Origin of the sequence: Pseudomonas maumuensis (assembly GCF_019139675.1) — a bacterium.
Taxonomy (GTDB): domain Bacteria; phylum Pseudomonadota; class Gammaproteobacteria; order Pseudomonadales; family Pseudomonadaceae; genus Aquipseudomonas; species Aquipseudomonas maumuensis.
This window is the reverse complement of the sequence record NZ_CP077077.1, coordinates 4,703,881-4,718,315: the sequence shown is the minus strand read 5'-3', so window position 1 is coordinate 4,718,315 and position 14,435 is coordinate 4,703,881. Positions and strand designations below refer to the sequence as shown.

At 63.8% G+C, this 14,435-nt stretch carries 14 protein-coding genes; 8 read left to right on the top strand and 6 right to left on the bottom strand.

What is annotated here, in order from left to right; genetic code table 11:
• Window positions 1-127 precede the first annotated feature (127 nt).
• From KSS90_RS21075 to KSS90_RS21065, 3 genes are read right to left on the bottom strand one after another with little or no spacing between them, the layout of a single operon-like run.
• Window positions 128-694: a cob(I)yrinic acid a,c-diamide adenosyltransferase gene (locus tag KSS90_RS21075; protein ID WP_217867132.1), complete on the bottom strand. Its 567-nt coding sequence runs from the start codon at window positions 692-694 to the stop codon at window positions 128-130.
• Window position 695: 1 nt separating this feature from the next.
• Window positions 696-2,723 (bottom strand): sensor histidine kinase, encoded by a 2,028-nt coding sequence (locus KSS90_RS21070; RefSeq protein ID WP_217867131.1) that lies wholly within the window; start codon window positions 2,721-2,723, stop codon window positions 696-698.
• A gap of 37 nt (window positions 2,724-2,760) precedes the next feature.
• Window positions 2,761-3,678 carry a putative 2-dehydropantoate 2-reductase gene (locus KSS90_RS21065; protein ID WP_217867130.1) on the bottom strand — a complete coding sequence of 306 codons (918 nt, stop codon included), beginning with the start codon at window positions 3,676-3,678 and terminating at the stop codon, window positions 2,761-2,763.
• 100 nt (window positions 3,679-3,778) lie between these two features.
• Between KSS90_RS21065 and KSS90_RS21060 the strand changes: the two genes are divergently transcribed.
• From KSS90_RS21060 to KSS90_RS21050, 3 genes are all read left to right on the top strand, one after another.
• Window positions 3,779-4,264 (top strand): YajQ family cyclic di-GMP-binding protein, encoded by a 486-nt coding sequence (locus tag KSS90_RS21060; RefSeq protein WP_186661546.1) that lies wholly within the window; start codon window positions 3,779-3,781, stop codon window positions 4,262-4,264.
• Between the two features lie 113 nt (window positions 4,265-4,377).
• On the top strand, window positions 4,378-5,214 hold the full coding sequence (locus KSS90_RS21055) for a mechanosensitive ion channel family protein (protein ID WP_217867129.1): 837 nt from the start codon (window positions 4,378-4,380) through the stop codon (window positions 5,212-5,214).
• Window positions 5,215-5,413: 199 nt separating this feature from the next.
• Window positions 5,414-6,658, top strand: a complete 1,245-nt coding sequence (locus tag KSS90_RS21050) for an MFS transporter (protein WP_217867128.1) — start codon at window positions 5,414-5,416, stop codon at window positions 6,656-6,658.
• 68 nt (window positions 6,659-6,726) lie between these two features.
• On the opposite strand, the gene KSS90_RS21045 is transcribed toward KSS90_RS21050, so the two are convergent.
• Complete coding sequence (locus KSS90_RS21045; RefSeq protein ID WP_217867127.1) at window positions 6,727-8,274, bottom strand: AmpG family muropeptide MFS transporter; 1,548 nt, start codon at window positions 8,272-8,274, stop codon at window positions 6,727-6,729.
• Between the two features lie 44 nt (window positions 8,275-8,318).
• The gene (locus KSS90_RS21040) at window positions 8,319-8,672 is read right to left on the bottom strand and encodes an MGMT family protein (RefSeq protein ID WP_217867126.1); all 354 of its coding nucleotides are present in this window, start codon (window positions 8,670-8,672) and stop codon (window positions 8,319-8,321) included.
• Window positions 8,673-8,824: 152 nt separating this feature from the next.
• Between KSS90_RS21040 and KSS90_RS21035 the strand changes: the two genes are divergently transcribed.
• From KSS90_RS21035 to groL, 5 genes are all read left to right on the top strand, one after another.
• Window positions 8,825-9,832 (top strand): DUF481 domain-containing protein, encoded by a 1,008-nt coding sequence (locus tag KSS90_RS21035; RefSeq protein WP_217867125.1) that lies wholly within the window; start codon window positions 8,825-8,827, stop codon window positions 9,830-9,832.
• 129 nt (window positions 9,833-9,961) lie between these two features.
• Window positions 9,962-10,693 carry a HugZ family pyridoxamine 5'-phosphate oxidase gene (locus KSS90_RS21030; RefSeq protein WP_217867124.1) on the top strand — a complete coding sequence of 244 codons (732 nt, stop codon included), beginning with the start codon at window positions 9,962-9,964 and terminating at the stop codon, window positions 10,691-10,693.
• A gap of 66 nt (window positions 10,694-10,759) precedes the next feature.
• The gene (locus tag KSS90_RS21025; protein ID WP_217867123.1) at window positions 10,760-11,221 is read left to right on the top strand and encodes an FxsA family protein; all 462 of its coding nucleotides are present in this window, start codon (window positions 10,760-10,762) and stop codon (window positions 11,219-11,221) included.
• Between the two features lie 278 nt (window positions 11,222-11,499).
• Complete coding sequence (locus KSS90_RS21020; RefSeq protein ID WP_003260750.1) at window positions 11,500-11,793, top strand: co-chaperone GroES; 294 nt, start codon at window positions 11,500-11,502, stop codon at window positions 11,791-11,793.
• Window positions 11,794-11,841: 48 nt separating this feature from the next.
• Window positions 11,842-13,482: a chaperonin GroEL gene (groL, locus tag KSS90_RS21015; protein ID WP_046856989.1), complete on the top strand. Its 1,641-nt coding sequence runs from the start codon at window positions 11,842-11,844 to the stop codon at window positions 13,480-13,482.
• Between the two features lie 81 nt (window positions 13,483-13,563).
• Here the strand turns inward: groL and KSS90_RS21010 are convergent, their stop codons facing one another.
• Entirely contained in the window at window positions 13,564-14,292 is a 729-nt protein-coding gene (locus KSS90_RS21010) for a phosphatase PAP2 family protein (protein WP_217867122.1), read from the bottom strand.
• Window positions 14,293-14,435: the final 143 nt, after the last annotated feature.

The following is a 14,435-nucleotide window of genomic DNA, read 5'->3' as shown; positions in this document are numbered from 1 at the left end:
GTCCTTTCGCCGGCAAGCCGGCTCCCACAGGTTCGCCACTGAGCGAAGGTCGGCGATGTAACTGTGGGAGCCGGCTTGTCGTGGCGACGAACCGCGGCGAAAGGGCTGCAAAGCAGCCCCGGCGACTTCAGCCCTGAGGCTTCTCGGCCGCCTGCCAAAGTATTTCAGCAATGCCTTGCCGTCGCCCAATGATCCGCGCTGCCACGAACAACAGGTCCGACAGCCGGTTGATGTACGCCAACCCCACCCCTTCCAGCGGCTCAATGGCATTCAACTGCTGACACCGCCGCTCCGCCGCCCGCGCCTGGCTGCGGCACACATGCGCCTGGGCCACCAGTGCCGACCCACCCGGCAGGATGAAGTTCTTCAGTGGCCCCAACTCGTCGTTCCAGCGGTCTATCGCAGCCTCCAGGCGCTCCACTTCAACGCTGTTCAGCGCCTGGTAAGTGGGCATCGCCAACTCGCCCCCCAGGTCGAACAGCCGATGCTGACAAGGCGCCAGCACTTCGATCAGCTCGCCCAGCCCTGCCTCGGCCAGACCCGCCAGCAACACGCCGAGCTGGCTGTTGAGGCTGTCGACCTCGCCGATCGCCTCGACGCGCGGATGGTCCTTGGGCACCCGGCGCCCGTCGCCCAGGCCGGTTTCACCTTTGTCGCCGGTGCGTGTATAGATCTTCGACAGGCGATAGCCCATGTCATGTCTCCGTGTTCAGGGGGGCCGGTTGGGCCTGGTTCAGGGGCAGGCGCAGGGTGAAGCAGGTGCCCTGGCCGGGGGTGGACTGTACCTCCATCTGCCCCTTGTGGTTGTTGGTGATGATGAAGTACGACACCGACAGGCCCAGGCCGGTGCCCTGGCCGATCTCCTTGGTGGTGAAGAACGGCTCGAAGGTGCGCTTGCGCACCGTCTCGGGCATGCCGACGCCGTTGTCCTCGACCTGGATTTCCGCCCAGGGCGGGTTGAGCCGGGTGCGCAAGGTGATACGCCCGGGCTCGCTGGGTTGCGGGCGCTGGTGGATGGCCTGGGCGGCGTTCTTCAGCAGGTTCAGCAGCACCTGCTCCAGTTCGTTGGCGGTGCAGGGCACCGGCCCCAGCTGTGGGTCGAACTGGCGGACGATGGCCTGGCCCTTGAAGTCGAAGCCGATGGCCAGGTCGAAGTCGTTGCCGGCGATCTCGACCGCCTGGTCGATCAACGCCGGCAGGTCGCAAGGGGCGAGTTGACGGTTGCTGCGGCGGCTGAAGCTGAGCATGTGGGTGACGATCTTCGCGGCCCGTGCGCCGGCTTGCTGGATGCCGTCGAGCAACTGTGGCACCTCGCGGCTGTCCAGGTAGCGATTGACGGCCGGCAGGTCGATGCCCAGCTCGCTGGCCTGCTCCTGGTTGCGCGGCAGGTCCGGCGACAGGCGGCGGCGGATGTTCTGCACGTTGTGCAGGATCGCGCCCAGCGGGTTGTTGATCTCGTGGGCCATGCCGGCGGCCAGGCCGCCGACCGAGAGCATCTTCTCGGACTGCACCATCATTTCTTCCAGTGACAGGCGCTGGGTGATGTCGTCGATACGGATCACCACCCCGCGTCCGCCACCGCCCATCAGTGGGTAGAAGGTCAGCGCGTAGTGGCGCAGGTCTTCGCCCTTGGGCCAGGTGACGCGCTCGATCTTGGCGACCCGGTGCTTCTCCACGCTTTCCTTGAGCTGCGGCAGGAACGGCTTGAGCGGCTCGAAGGCAAGGAAGATCGGCTGGTTCAGCGCTTCGTCCAGCGGGGTCCCGGAGAGCACCGTGGCCTCGTGGTTCCACTGGGTGACGTAGAGCTGTTCGTCGAGGGCGATCAGCGCCGAGGGCATCGAGTCGATGATGCTGTTGAGGTAGTTCTGGAAACCGGTGAGCTTTTTCTCGATCTTGCTGCGCACCTGGACTTCCAGTTCCAGCTTGCGGTTGGTATGGCGGGTTTCCTCGGCCAGGCCCTGGGCCTGGTCGTAGGCATCCTGGAACTCGTCACGGGTGCGCTTGAGCTGCTGTTCGCGGGCTTCGATGCGCGACAGCATGGTGTTGAACGCTTCGGCCAGGCCGCCGATTTCGTCGTCGTTGCCGCGCTGGGCGCGCAGGGCATAGCTTTCCTCGCGGGTGACCTGGCGGGTCAGTTCTTCGAGGCGGTTGATCGGCAGGGTGATCAGGCGCTTGATCTGCCTGGCGATGAGCAGCCATAGCAGCACGCTGAACACCAGGATCGCCAGGCTGGCGGAGAGGGTGCCGGTGTAGAACGCCGTGGGCAGTTCACTGCTGGCCACCAGCAGCAGGTGTGCTGGGGGCGCGGCGTTGCGTGGCAGGCGGATCAGCTGGGTGCTGCGAAACTCCATCAGGCGCCAGCCGTCGATGTTGCGGTAGCGCTTGGGCAGGGTCAGTGGGTCGCCGTGCTGCAGTTGCGCCAGCAGACGTCCATCGCCGCCATAGATCGCCGCGGCGCGCAGAGGCGTATAGCTGTCGAGTTCCTTGAGCAGCGCGGTGGCGGTTTCCGGCGTGTCGCCGGCGCGGGCCGACAACTGCGGATTGGACACCAGCTTGCCGATGGTCTGCAGGGCCTGAGGCGCCATGCTCTCCTGGGTGATCCAGTAGGCTGCGCTGATGAAGGCGAGGTTGGCCACCAGCAGGATGGTCACCAGCAGCACCAGCAGGGCCGCCAGCAGCTTTTGCCCGACCGGGAGGTTTTCCAGGCGTTGACGCAGGGTCATGGGTCTGAGGGTGTCCGTTTCCGATGAATGGGCAGGATCAGTCGCTGCGCAGGCCACGCGCCTGCAGGTTATCGACCAGGCGCCGGTGCAGGTGTTCCAGTTGCGGCACTGCCAAGCCGTGTCGGCCAGCGGCGCGGCAGGCGTGGCCGAGCAGGTAGTGGACCTCGGTGCGCCGGCCATGGCGGACATCCTGGTACATGGAAGAGTAGTTGGCCGCGGTGGCCAGGATCACCCGCTGTACTTCCTCGTGCAGGTCGCTGGCCGCTTCGGGCTGGCCGCAACGGTGCAGCAGGTTGACCAGTTCGTCGCACAGCGAATCGACTTCGGTCAGGTGCCCGAGCAGGCCGCCATTCTGGCAGTCGTGCAGTACCGTCAGCGGGTTGATCGCACAATTGAGCGCCAGTTTTCGCCACAGGCGAGCAGGGATGTCGAGCGCCCACTGGGCCGGTATGCCGGCGTCGTGCAGGTCGTCGAACCAGGACGGCATGCCGGGGCTGGCCGGATCACCCAGCCAGTTGAAGCCGTGGCCGGCAAAGCGCACCTGCCAGTCGGCTTCGCGGAATGCGCCCTCGGTGCTGGAGGCGAAGATGCAGCGGGCGTGGGGCACCTGTTCGGCAACCTCGTCCTGGCTGCCCAGGCCGTTCTGCAGCAGTATCAGCTCGGCGCCCTGGGCCAGCCTGGGGGCCAGACGCGCCACGGCAGGTGCCGCGTCGTAGGCCTTGCAGGCGACCAGTAGACGATGGATCGGGCCGGGCGCGTCAAACGTTTCAGCGGGGATTGCATAGTGGTGCTGGGCATCCTGTTCCACCAGGGTCAGTCCACCCTTGCGTTCGTAGGCGGCCAGACGCTGCTGGTCGCGCAGGATCAAACGGACCGCCTTGCCGGCGCGGGCCAGGCGGCAGGCCCACAGGCTGCCGAGGCTGCCGGCGCCGAGAATATGCCAGGTGCTGCTCATCTGCGTTTCGCAACCCGTTATAATGAGTCCGCATTTTAACCATCAAACCCGACGCGCTCCATCTTCAGGCCGAGCGCGCTTTTTTTTCTGGAGATCAACCATGCCTTCGTTCGACGTGGTATCGGAACTGGACAAGCACGAAGTGCAGAACGCTGTCGACAACGCCATCAAGGACCTCGACCGTCGCTACGACTTGAAGGGCAAGGGCACCTTCGAGTTCAAGGACAAAGAGCAGACCGTCCTGCTGACCGCCGAGGAGGAGTTCCAGCTCGAGGCCATGCTGGAAATCCTGCGCCTGGCGCTGGTCAAGCGCAAGATCGATGTCAAATGCCTGGAAACCAAGGATCCCTACCCTTCGGGCAAGGAGAAGAAGCAGGAAGCCAAGTTCCGCGAAGGCATCGACAAGGACCTGGCCAAGAAGATCGTCGCCACCATCAAGGACGGCAAGCTCAAGGTCCAGGCCGCCATCCAGGGCGAGCAGGTTCGCGTCACCGGCAAGAAGCGCGATGACCTCCAGGAGGCCATTGCTCTGCTGCGCACCAAAGAATTCGACATGCCGCTGCAGTTCAACAACTTCCGCGATTGATCGCACGGCGGCCCGGAACCTTGATGGCGCATTGATGTCCATCGGGGTCCGGGCCGCTGGCTTTGCGCTGCCCGCTTCACTGTGTACTTGCCGTTCGGCATCAGGAGATAAACATGGATTTGAACGCTGAAGTCGATCAGCTCGTCCGCCAATCGCAGACCTGGGTTCCGTTGATCATGGAATACGGCAGCCGCCTGTTGCTGGCACTGCTCACCCTGGCCATCGGCTGGTGGATCATCAACAAGCTCAGTGCCCGTCTTGGCAAGCTGGTGGGCCTGCGTGCCGACGCCGCGCTGCAGGGCTTTATCAGCACCCTGGCCAACATCGTGCTGAAGGTGCTGCTGATGGTCAGCGTGGCGTCGATGATCGGTATCGAGACCACCTCGTTCGTCGCCGCCATCGGTGCCGCCGGCCTTGCCATCGGCCTGGCCTTGCAAGGCAGCCTGGCGAACTTCGCCGGCGGTGTGCTGATCCTGATGTTCCGCCCGTTCCGTATCGGTGACTGGATCGAGGCCCAGGGTGTCAGTGGCACCGTGGACAGCATCCAGATCTTCCACACCGTGCTGCGCACCGGCGACAACAAGACCGTGATCATGCCTAACGGCAGCCTGTCCAACGGCATCATCACCAACACCAACCGCCAGCCGACGCGCAAGGTGGTGTTCGACGTGGGCGTGGACTACGAGGCCGACCTGCAGAAGGCGCGCAATGTGCTGCTGGAGCTGGCCCAGGATCCGCGCGTACTGCAGGATCCGGCGCCGCAGGCGGTGATTTCGACCTTGGGTGACAGCTCGATCACCGTGTCGCTGCGCATCTGGACCAAGACCGCCGACTACTGGGACGTGATGTTCATGCTCAACGAGCATGCCCGCGACCGGCTAAAGGCTGAAGGGATCGATATTCCGTTTCCGCAGCGGGTGATTCGCGTGGTGCAGGAGACCGTGGCGTAACAGTAAGCGTCCGCGAAATCGGGGCCGCCTCGCGCCCCATCGCCGGCAAGCCGGCTCCCACGGGTTGACCATTGACCCTGTGGGAGCCGGCTTGCCGGCGATGGGGCGCGAAGCGGCCCTGTTTTTTACACTTGTTCACAGCCAGGTGCTGCCATATCTGGCATACACCCTGATCCTGCCTACCAACCCGATGTCCGCCATGAAACCTCTGCTGTATATCACCCCATTGCGCGCCCTGCTGTTCGGCCTGACCCTGGCGCTGTTCGAACTATTGACCTACCTGGCCAGTGATGCGGTCATGCCCGCCATGCCGGTCGTGGTCGGCGATCTCCAGGCCAGCCCCGAATACATTCCCCATGCCCTCAACCTCTACCTGCTGGGTGGGGTGCTGCTGCAGTGGCTGATCGGCCCGTTGGCCGACCGCTATGGTCGGCGCCCGTTGCTGCTGAGCGGCTGTATTTTCTTCGGGTTGGCCTGCCTTGCGACCTTCTGGGTGCAGGACATCGGCCTGTTCAACCTGCTGCGTCTGATGCAAGGCATCGGCCTGGGCTTCGTGGTCACGGTCAGCTACCCGGCGCTCAACGAGGCGTTCAGTGAGGCCGACGCCGTGCGCATGATGGCCTTGCTGGCCAACATTGCGCTGCTGTCGCCGCTGCTCGGTCCGCTGGTGGGCACCTTGATGCTGCAGTGGCTGGATTGGCGCTGGCTGTTCGTGGCCTTCGCCGCTGGCGCGGTGCTGTGCTGGCTGCTGCTCTATCGGCTGATGCCGGAAACGCTGGGCGTGGAGCGTCGCGACGGTTCGCGCCTGCCGTTCACGCCGATCCACCTGTTGCCCTTGCTGGCAGGTTACGCTCAGTTGCTGGGCAACCGGCGCTTCGTCGCCGGCAGCGCGGCGCTGGGGCTGGTGGGCTTGCCGCTGATCGGCTGGATCGGGCTGTCGCCGGTGCTGCTGATCCATGACGAAGGCCTGAGCACGATGGAATACGCGCTGTGGCAATTGCCGGTGTTCGGCGGGCTGATCCTGGGCAACCTGATCATCAACCGCATCGCTGATCGCTACCCGCTGCCGTCCTTGGTGCGCGGCGCCCTGTGGCCTTACCTGGCGGGCCTGTCGCTGATGGTCGTGGCCACCTGGTTCTGGCCGACGGTGACCAGTGTGGTGGCCGGCATGTCGCTGTACGCGCTGGGCCTGGGCGTGGCCAACGCGGTGCTGTACCGCATGACGCTGTTCTCCAGCGAGCAGAGCAAGGGCCTGGTATCGGCGATGCTGGGGATGATCACCATCGCCTTGCTGGGCCTGGGCGGCGCGGTGCTGGCGATGCTGGGGGCTGGTGCCAGCCTGATGCACTTCGCCCTGGCGGCGGGCGTGGCGGGTGCGTTGGCGCTGTGGCCGTTGTGGTTCGTGGTGGGCGGGCGCTCCGGGGAAGGAGCTGTGACGCAGTAGAAACATCGCGGGGCAAGTCGTATCGGCGCACCGATGCGATTTGCCCCGCGATAAAGGCCGGTAATGGCCTAGTGTTGTTCAGCCGCCGGGCTTTCCACCGGCGCCGGCTTTCCCCGACCGATTTCCTGGCGCCAATGCAGGGCGATCAGTATCAGTGTCGGTACGCCCAGCAGGGCGGTGACCAGGAAGAAGTCGTGATAGCCGAATTTCTCTACCATGACCCCGGAGTAGCCACCAATCAGGCGCGGCAGCAGCAGCATGATCGAGCTGAGCAGGGCGTACTGGGTGGCCGAGAACTTCAGGTTGGTCAGGCTCGACAGGTAGGCGACGAAGGCCGAGGTGGCGAGCCCCGAACTGAAGTTGTCCAGCGAGATGGTGACCACCAGCATTTCCAGGTTCGGGCCCATGTCGGCCAGCATCAGGAACAGGATGTTGGTGGCTGCGGAGGCAGCGCCGCCGATGAACAGGATCGGCAGGATGCCGAAGCGCACGATAAGCAGGCCGCCGGCGCCGGCGCCGACCAGGGTCATGATCAGGCCGAAGATCTTGCTGACGCTGGCGATCTGGTCCTTGGTGAAGCCCATGTCGATGTAGAACACGTTGGCCATCACGCCCATCACCGTATCGGACATGCGGTAGGTGGCGATCAGCCCGAGCAGCAGCAGGGCCTGCCAGCGATAGCGCACGATGAAGTCGTTGACCGGCGTGAGCACCGGCGCCAGGCCGCGACGACCGAGGGACGACAGGCACGCCCAGGTCAGCAGCACATAGAGGATCAGGCGCAGGAAGGCACGGTCTTCGAGCAGCAGGTCGAGCATGGTCGCATCGCCGAACGCCACGCTGCCCCAATCGGTGTTGAACATCTGGGTGAAACTGGCCGGCACCGAGACCAGCAGGATGATCAGCACGAACACCGACGCCAGCTGGTGCATCAAGCCATAGCGCGCGGCCGACAGCTGGGTGCGCAGTGGTACCGGGGGCTCACGCATCACCAGGGTGGTGAACACCGCAGGCAGCATCAGCACGCCGAACAGTACGTAGGTACCGGTCCAGGCTTCGTGCAGGTAGCTGAAACCGGTGGAGCCGAACCACTCGGCGAAGAACAGCGCACCGGCGGTGGCAAGCAGGGCAGCGACCCGGTAGCCGGCCATGTAGCTGGCAGCCAGCGCTGCCTGGCGTTGGTCATCGGCGATTTCCAGGCGGTAGGCGTCGACGGCGATGTCCTGGGTCGCCGAGGCGAAGGCCACCAGCACTGCCAGGGCGACCAGCCACGACAGGTGTTTCTGCGGGTCGCAGAAGCCCATGCCGACCAGCCCGAGTACCACCAGCAGCTGCGACAGCAGCAGCCACGAACGGCGCCGGCCCATGCCGCCGAGCAGCGGCAGGCGCCACTGGTCGAGCAGCGGCGACCAGACCCATTTGAACGCGTAGGCGAGGCCGATCAGGCTGGCATAGCCGATGGTCTCGCGGGCCACGCCGGCCTCGCGCAGCCACACCGACAGCGTCGAGAACACCAGCATGTACGGCAGGCCGGCGGCGAATCCGAGCAGCAAAAGCACCAAAGTTGACGGGCTGGCATAGGCAGCGAGCGCAGCGCGCCAGGTTTTACGGGGCATGGGCCAACATCTGCCTCAAGGTTTGCGAAAACAAAGCGCGCACTCTAACCGCTGTGCTCCATCGGACGCCAGCCATGGCGCGCCATATCCACACGATTATTGGCCACATTCACGCCTTCTGCGCGCAGCCGGGCGCGTTGTTCGTCGCCCGACGGCGTGCCCAGGGCCAGGCTCAGCCTGCCACCCGCGCCCAGTACCCGGTGCCAGGGCAGGCGGGTGTCCTGGGGTAGCTGCGAAAGTGTGCGCCCGACCCAGCGCGCCGCGCGGCCAAGGCCTGCAAGCTCGGCCAGTTGCCCGTAGCTGACAACCTTTCCCGACGGCACCTGGCCGAGGACGGAATACAGCGCCATTCGTCGGGCTTCTACATCCTGGGCAGCTTGCGGATCGATTGCGGACATCAGAGGATCCCTGTGCTGTAGATGAAACCGGACAGAAGGGGGCGACAAATGCGAGTGGAACTCATCGGCATGGGATGGGTCTGTCCTTGCTCAGGTTGTCGGTATCTGGATAATGCCCGGCTTTTTCGTCGAATCGAACCCATATTGCGCTTATGTCTTCTAGAACCCTGCTGTGCCTTATCGCTGCGTCCCTTTGCACGCCCGTGCTCGCCGACACCGTGTGGATGAAGAACGGTGACCGCCTGAGCGGCAAGATCAAGGTCTTCGACGGCGGCAAGCTGCTGCTGGAAACCCCCTACGGCGGGTCGATCGCCCTGGACTGGAAGCAGGTAAAGACGCTGGAAAGCGATCAGGAACTGCTGGTCAAGCAAGACGCCTACAGCGGCGAGAAGGCCAAGGCGCTGAAGGCCGCCGAACCCGGCAAGGTGACCCTGGCCAACGGCGAGGCACCGAAGACCGTCGAGCTGGCCAGCATCGAGCAGATCATGAAGCCGCGTCCGGTGCTGGAGGATTTCCTGTGGAAGGGCAACGTCGATGTGGCGATGGACTACAAGCGCGCCGAGAACAACACCGACGACTATGACGTCAGCTTCAAGACCACCGCCCGCCATGGCCGCTGGCGGCACAACGCCGAAGGCGAATACAACCGCGAGACCAAGGACGACGTCACCACCACCAACAACTGGAGCGCCGAGTACGCGCTGGACCGCTTCATCACCGAGAAGTGGTTCTGGCAGGGGCGCCTGGAATACAAGCGTGACCATATCGAGGATCTGGCCCGCCAGCGTACCGTCGGTACCGGCCCGGGCTATCAGTTCTGGGATGACGAGCTCGGCGCGTTCTCGCTGGGTTCGCTGATCAACCGCACCGACTTCGAGTACCGCGACGGTGGCAAGGACAATTTCTATTCCGCCGCGGTGAAGTGGGACTACAACCGTTACCTGATCGGCAAGAAGGTCGAGTTCTTCACCAATGGCGAATTCGGCAAGCCGCTGGGCGGCGTGGCCGACTACTCACTGGATGCCGAGATGGGCCTGCGCTACAAGGTCACCGAGTGGGCCTCGCTCAACCTCAAGGCGGAGAAGGACCTGATCAAGGGCACCAGCGACAGCGACCTGGACAAGACCCGCTATACCGCCGGGTTCGGCGTTACCTGGTAGATCGCAGGGGCACCTCGCCTCCTGTGGGAGCCGGCTTGCCGGCGATGGTCTGCGCAGCAGACCCAGTGGCAGCGGTGGGTGATAATGCTTATCTTGTCACCCATCCAGTCCGCCGCCAGGAGCCCTACAGTGAGTACCAACGCCCTTCGCCCCGCCCGGGAACTGCTGCTCAAGGAGTACCGCGGCGTCCTCTCCACCCATTCCAAATCGATGCCCGGTTTCCCCTTCGGTTCGGTGGTGCCGTACTGCCTCGACGCCGACGGCCATCCGCTGATCCTCATCAGCCGCATCGCCCAGCACACCCATAACCTGCAGAAGGATCCCAAGTGCTCGATGCTGGTTGGCGAGCGCGAGGCCGAAGATGTCCAGGCGGTGGGGCGGCTGACGGTAATGGCCGAGGCGCGCAAGCTCACGGACGAAGCAACTATTGAAGCCGCCGCGGGCCGCTACTACCGTTACTTCCCCGAGTCGGCCAACTACCACAAGGCCCACGATTTCGACTTCTGGGTACTCGAACCGGTACGTCACCGTTACATCGGCGGCTTCGGCGCGATCCACTGGCTCGATCAGGTCACGCTGGCCAATCCCTTCGCCGGCAAGGCCGAGACCAGCATGATCGAGCATATGAACAGTGACCATGCCAACGCTATTGCCCACTACGTCGAGTTGACCGGGCTGCCGCGCAGCACGCCGGCCGAGCTGGTCGGTATCGACAGCGAAGGCATGCACCTACGTATTGGCCAGGGGGTGCATTGGTTGGCCTTCCCGAGCACTTGCAATACGCCGACACAAGTCCGCGAAGCCTTGGTATTACTGGCTCGCGCTGACCAGTGGCCGGTCGTGGAAAGTGCCGAGGGTTGAAAACCGACGTCGAGGCATCCATCTGATGGTCTTACAGGAAGATTCTCTTCCGTCGAGGAACACTTGATGCGTGCTTTTCTACTGCTGTTACTGCTTTTCCCCGTGCTGGAGCTGTTCGTCTTCGTCAAGGTCAGCGCGGCCATCGGTTTCTTTCCGGCGCTGCTGCTGATCATCGCCGGTTCCGCCCTGGGTGTGCTGGTGATGCGCGTGGCCGGCCTGGCCACCGCCCTGCGTGCCCGGGAGAGCCTGCAGCGCGGCGAGCTGCCAGCCGAAGACATGTTCCAGGGCTTGATGCTCGCTGTCGGTGGTGGCCTGCTGCTGTTGCCGGGCTTCATCAGCGATGTGCTGGGCCTGCTGTGCCTGCTGCCCTTTACCCGCCGCCTGGTGGCCGGCAAGTTGCGCCGCCGCGCCGAAGAGCAGGCCATGCGCCAACGGGCGTTCCAGGACGATCCGTTCCAGGCCCAGCCCCGCGATGGCGGCCAGCGTCCGAACGTGATCGAGGGCGAGTACGAGCGCCGCGACAAGTAATACCGAGGGTGGGTTGTTGGAGCGGGCTTGTCCCGCGATGGCTGAAGCTGTCGCGAGGCAAGCCCGCTGTTGCGATGGGGGTGAAAAAATTTCCTTGCAAGCCTTGTAATCGATTTTGTCGGCCTCATGTATGTGGTCACCGCAAGGTTTCTGGTGGCGACACCAGACATGACACAGGTGGTTCGCCCGGTGCGGGCCACCCCCGGCAACGCCGGATCGAATCAACCCGCCGGTGCTGACACCGGCCGATGAAAACCACAATTTGGGAGAGATCGACAATGAAGCTTCGTCCTCTGCATGACCGCGTCGTTATCCGTCGCAGCGAAGAAGAATCGAAAACCGCTGGCGGTATCGTCCTGCCGGGTTCGGCCGCTGAAAAACCAAACCGCGGTGAAGTCGTTGCCGTCGGTACCGGTCGTATCCTGGACAACGGCGAAGTACGTGCGCTGGCCGTGAAAGTGGGTGACAAAGTGGTTTTCGGCCCTTACTCGGGCAGCAACACCGTGAAAGTCGATGGCGAAGACCTGCTGGTCATGGCCGAGAACGAAATCCTGGCCGTTATCGAAGGCTGATTTCCCCGACTTCCCGTTACTCCAAAGAATTCCAAGGATTAAACGATCATGGCTGCTAAAGACGTAAAATTCGGCGATTCCGCCCGTAAGAAAATGCTGGTTGGTGTCAACGTTCTGGCTGACGCGGTAAAAGCGACCCTCGGCCCGAAAGGCCGCAACGTGGTCCTGGCCAAGAGCTTCGGCGCGCCGACCATCACCAAGGACGGCGTTTCCGTCGCCAAAGAGATCGAGCTGAAAGACGCCTTCGAAAACATGGGCGCCCAGCTGGTCAAGGAAGTCGCTTCCAAGGCCAACGACGCTGCCGGTGACGGCACCACCACCGCTACCGTTCTGGCTCAGGCCATCGTCAACGAAGGCCTGAAGGCCGTCGCTGCCGGCATGAACCCGATGGACCTCAAGCGCGGCATCGACAAGGCCACCGCCGCCGTCGTCGCCGAGCTGAAGAACCTGTCCAAGCCATGCGCCGACTCCAAGGCCATCGCCCAGGTAGGCACCATCTCCGCCAACTCCGACAACTCCATCGGTGAAATCATCGCCGAAGCCATGGAAAAAGTCGGCAAGGAAGGCGTGATCACCGTTGAAGAAGGCTCGGGCCTGGAAAACGAACTGTCCGTCGTCGAAGGCATGCAGTTCGACCGCGGCTACCTGTCGCCGTACTTCGTCAACAAGCCGGACACCATGGTTGCCGAGCTGGAAGGCGCGCTGCTGCTGCTGGTCGACAAGAAGATCTCCAACATCCGTGAGCTGCTGCCAGTTCTGGAAGCCGTTGCCAAGGCCGGCCGCCCACTGCTGATCGTTGCCGAGGACGTCGAAGGCGAAGCTCTGGCTACCCTGGTGGTCAACAACATGCGCGGCATCGTCAAGGTCGCCGCGGTCAAGGCGCCAGGCTTCGGCGATCGCCGCAAGGCCATGCTGCAGGACATCGCTGTCCTGACCGGCGGTACCGTGATCTCCGAAGAGATCGGCCTGTCCCTGGAAACCGCCACCCTGGAGCACCTGGGTAACGCCAAGCGCGTCATCCTGTCCAAGGAAAACACCACCATCATCGACGGTGCTGGCGAAGAGTCCGACATCCAGGCTCGCGTCACCCAGATCCGCGCCCAGGTTGCCGACACCACTTCGGACTACGACCGTGAGAAGCTGCAAGAGCGTCTGGCCAAGCTGGCTGGCGGTGTTGCCGTGATCAAGGTCGGTGCAGGCACCGAAGTCGAGATGAAAGAGAAGAAAGCCCGCGTCGAAGACGCCCTGCACGCCACCCGTGCAGCCGTTGAAGAAGGCGTGGTGCCTGGCGGTGGTGTTGCCCTGGTGCGCGCCCTGGCTGCCATCGTTGACCTCAAAGGCGACAACGAAGACCAGAACGTCGGTATCGCCCTGCTGCGTCGCGCTGTCGAAGCGCCGCTGCGCCAGATCACTGCCAACGCCGGCGACGAGCCAAGCGTTGTCGCTGACAAGGTCAAGCAAGGTTCGGGTAACTTCGGTTACAACGCCGCTACCGGCGAATACGGCGACATGATCGAGATGGGCATCCTGGACCCAGCCAAGGTCACCCGTTCGGCCCTGCAAGCCGCAGCTTCGATCGGCGGTCTGATGATCACCACCGAAGCCATGGTTGCCGACCTGCCGGAAGACAAGCCAGCTGCTGGCATGCCTGACATGGGCGGCATGGGTGGCATGGGCGGCATGATGTAAGCCAGCCTTACCCCCAGTACCAAGAAGAAGCCCCGGTTCGTGAGAACCGGGGCTTCTTCGTTTTCCTGCCCCTGCCAAGGGTCAGGCTGCGCTGCGCTCGACGGCAGGTAGTTTGGCCGTCGCGTGGCGATACAGAATCAGGTAGTACGACCCCAGCCCGATCAGCCAGCAGAACACCGCCGTCCATACGTTGTGCGAGAGGAAGTGCGCGCCCTGCATCATCCGCCCGATCGACAGCACCGAGCCGGCCACGAAGGCCACTGCCAGCGCGAGCCGGGCCAGGCGTGGCTTGCGGTCACGCAGCATGAAGAACAGGCCGAACAGGCAGAACCCGGTCGCCGCATGCCCACCGGGCCAGCACAGGCCAGGCTTGTCGGTAGCCGGGCGGGCTTCGAGCAACTTGCTGTAGGCTTCCTTGCCACCGAACTGGGTCAGACTCCATGGGCATTGCACCTGGGTCACCTTCTTCAGTGGTGTGACGAAGGCCGTCGACAGCGCTAGCGCCAGTACCAGGCAACCCAACTCGCGGCGCCAGCCCGTCAGCCGGCTCCAGAAGAAGCTCAGGGCGAACCCGGCCACTGCAAGCAGACCGAACAGGATCACACCCTGCTTGACGCGGTCATGCAGGATGTTTTCCAGCACATAGCTATGGCGGCCGATGAACCCGCCGGCGACCGGGTCGTAGAGCAGGTTGGCCAGGTCCATGTCCAGTGAGGTCCATTCCAGCAGGACCAGGGTCACGACAGTGATGAATGGGATGCCCAGGTACAGCCACAAATTGATCGGGCGAGGAGGGACGCTAGCCTGCATGGTGACTCCAGAAGGTGTAAGAGACGGGGCATTGTCGTGGGGCCGCTATCCTGTGTCCGTGAATGATCGGTGAAAAAACTGTCAAGTCCGGTGAATTCGGCTCAGGGCATGGCACCATGCGGGCAAATGGCCGTAAGCTGCGC

Bases quoted from the DNA above. Each gene is read 5' to 3' on its own strand.
- KSS90_RS21010 (WP_217867122.1), bottom strand. From the start codon at position 14,292: ATGCAGGCTAGCGTCCCTCCTCGCCCGATCAATTTGTGGCTGTACCTG.
- KSS90_RS21060 (WP_186661546.1), top strand. From the start codon at position 3,779: ATGCCTTCGTTCGACGTGGTATCGGAACTGGACAAGCACGAAGTGCAG.
- KSS90_RS21065 (WP_217867130.1), bottom strand. From the start codon at position 3,678: ATGAGCAGCACCTGGCATATTCTCGGCGCCGGCAGCCTCGGCAGCCTG.
- KSS90_RS21045 (WP_217867127.1), bottom strand. From the start codon at position 8,274: ATGCCCCGTAAAACCTGGCGCGCTGCGCTCGCTGCCTATGCCAGCCCG.
- KSS90_RS21075 (WP_217867132.1), bottom strand. From the start codon at position 694: ATGGGCTATCGCCTGTCGAAGATCTATACACGCACCGGCGACAAAGGT.
- groL (WP_046856989.1), top strand. From the start codon at position 11,842: ATGGCTGCTAAAGACGTAAAATTCGGCGATTCCGCCCGTAAGAAAATG.
- KSS90_RS21070 (WP_217867131.1), bottom strand. From the start codon at position 2,723: ATGACCCTGCGTCAACGCCTGGAAAACCTCCCGGTCGGGCAAAAGCTG.
- KSS90_RS21025 (WP_217867123.1), top strand. From the start codon at position 10,760: ATGCGTGCTTTTCTACTGCTGTTACTGCTTTTCCCCGTGCTGGAGCTG.
- KSS90_RS21040 (WP_217867126.1), bottom strand. From the start codon at position 8,672: ATGTCCGCAATCGATCCGCAAGCTGCCCAGGATGTAGAAGCCCGACGA.
- KSS90_RS21035 (WP_217867125.1), top strand. From the start codon at position 8,825: ATGTCTTCTAGAACCCTGCTGTGCCTTATCGCTGCGTCCCTTTGCACG.
- KSS90_RS21020 (WP_003260750.1), top strand. From the start codon at position 11,500: ATGAAGCTTCGTCCTCTGCATGACCGCGTCGTTATCCGTCGCAGCGAA.
- KSS90_RS21050 (WP_217867128.1), top strand. From the start codon at position 5,414: ATGAAACCTCTGCTGTATATCACCCCATTGCGCGCCCTGCTGTTCGGC.
- KSS90_RS21055 (WP_217867129.1), top strand. From the start codon at position 4,378: ATGGATTTGAACGCTGAAGTCGATCAGCTCGTCCGCCAATCGCAGACC.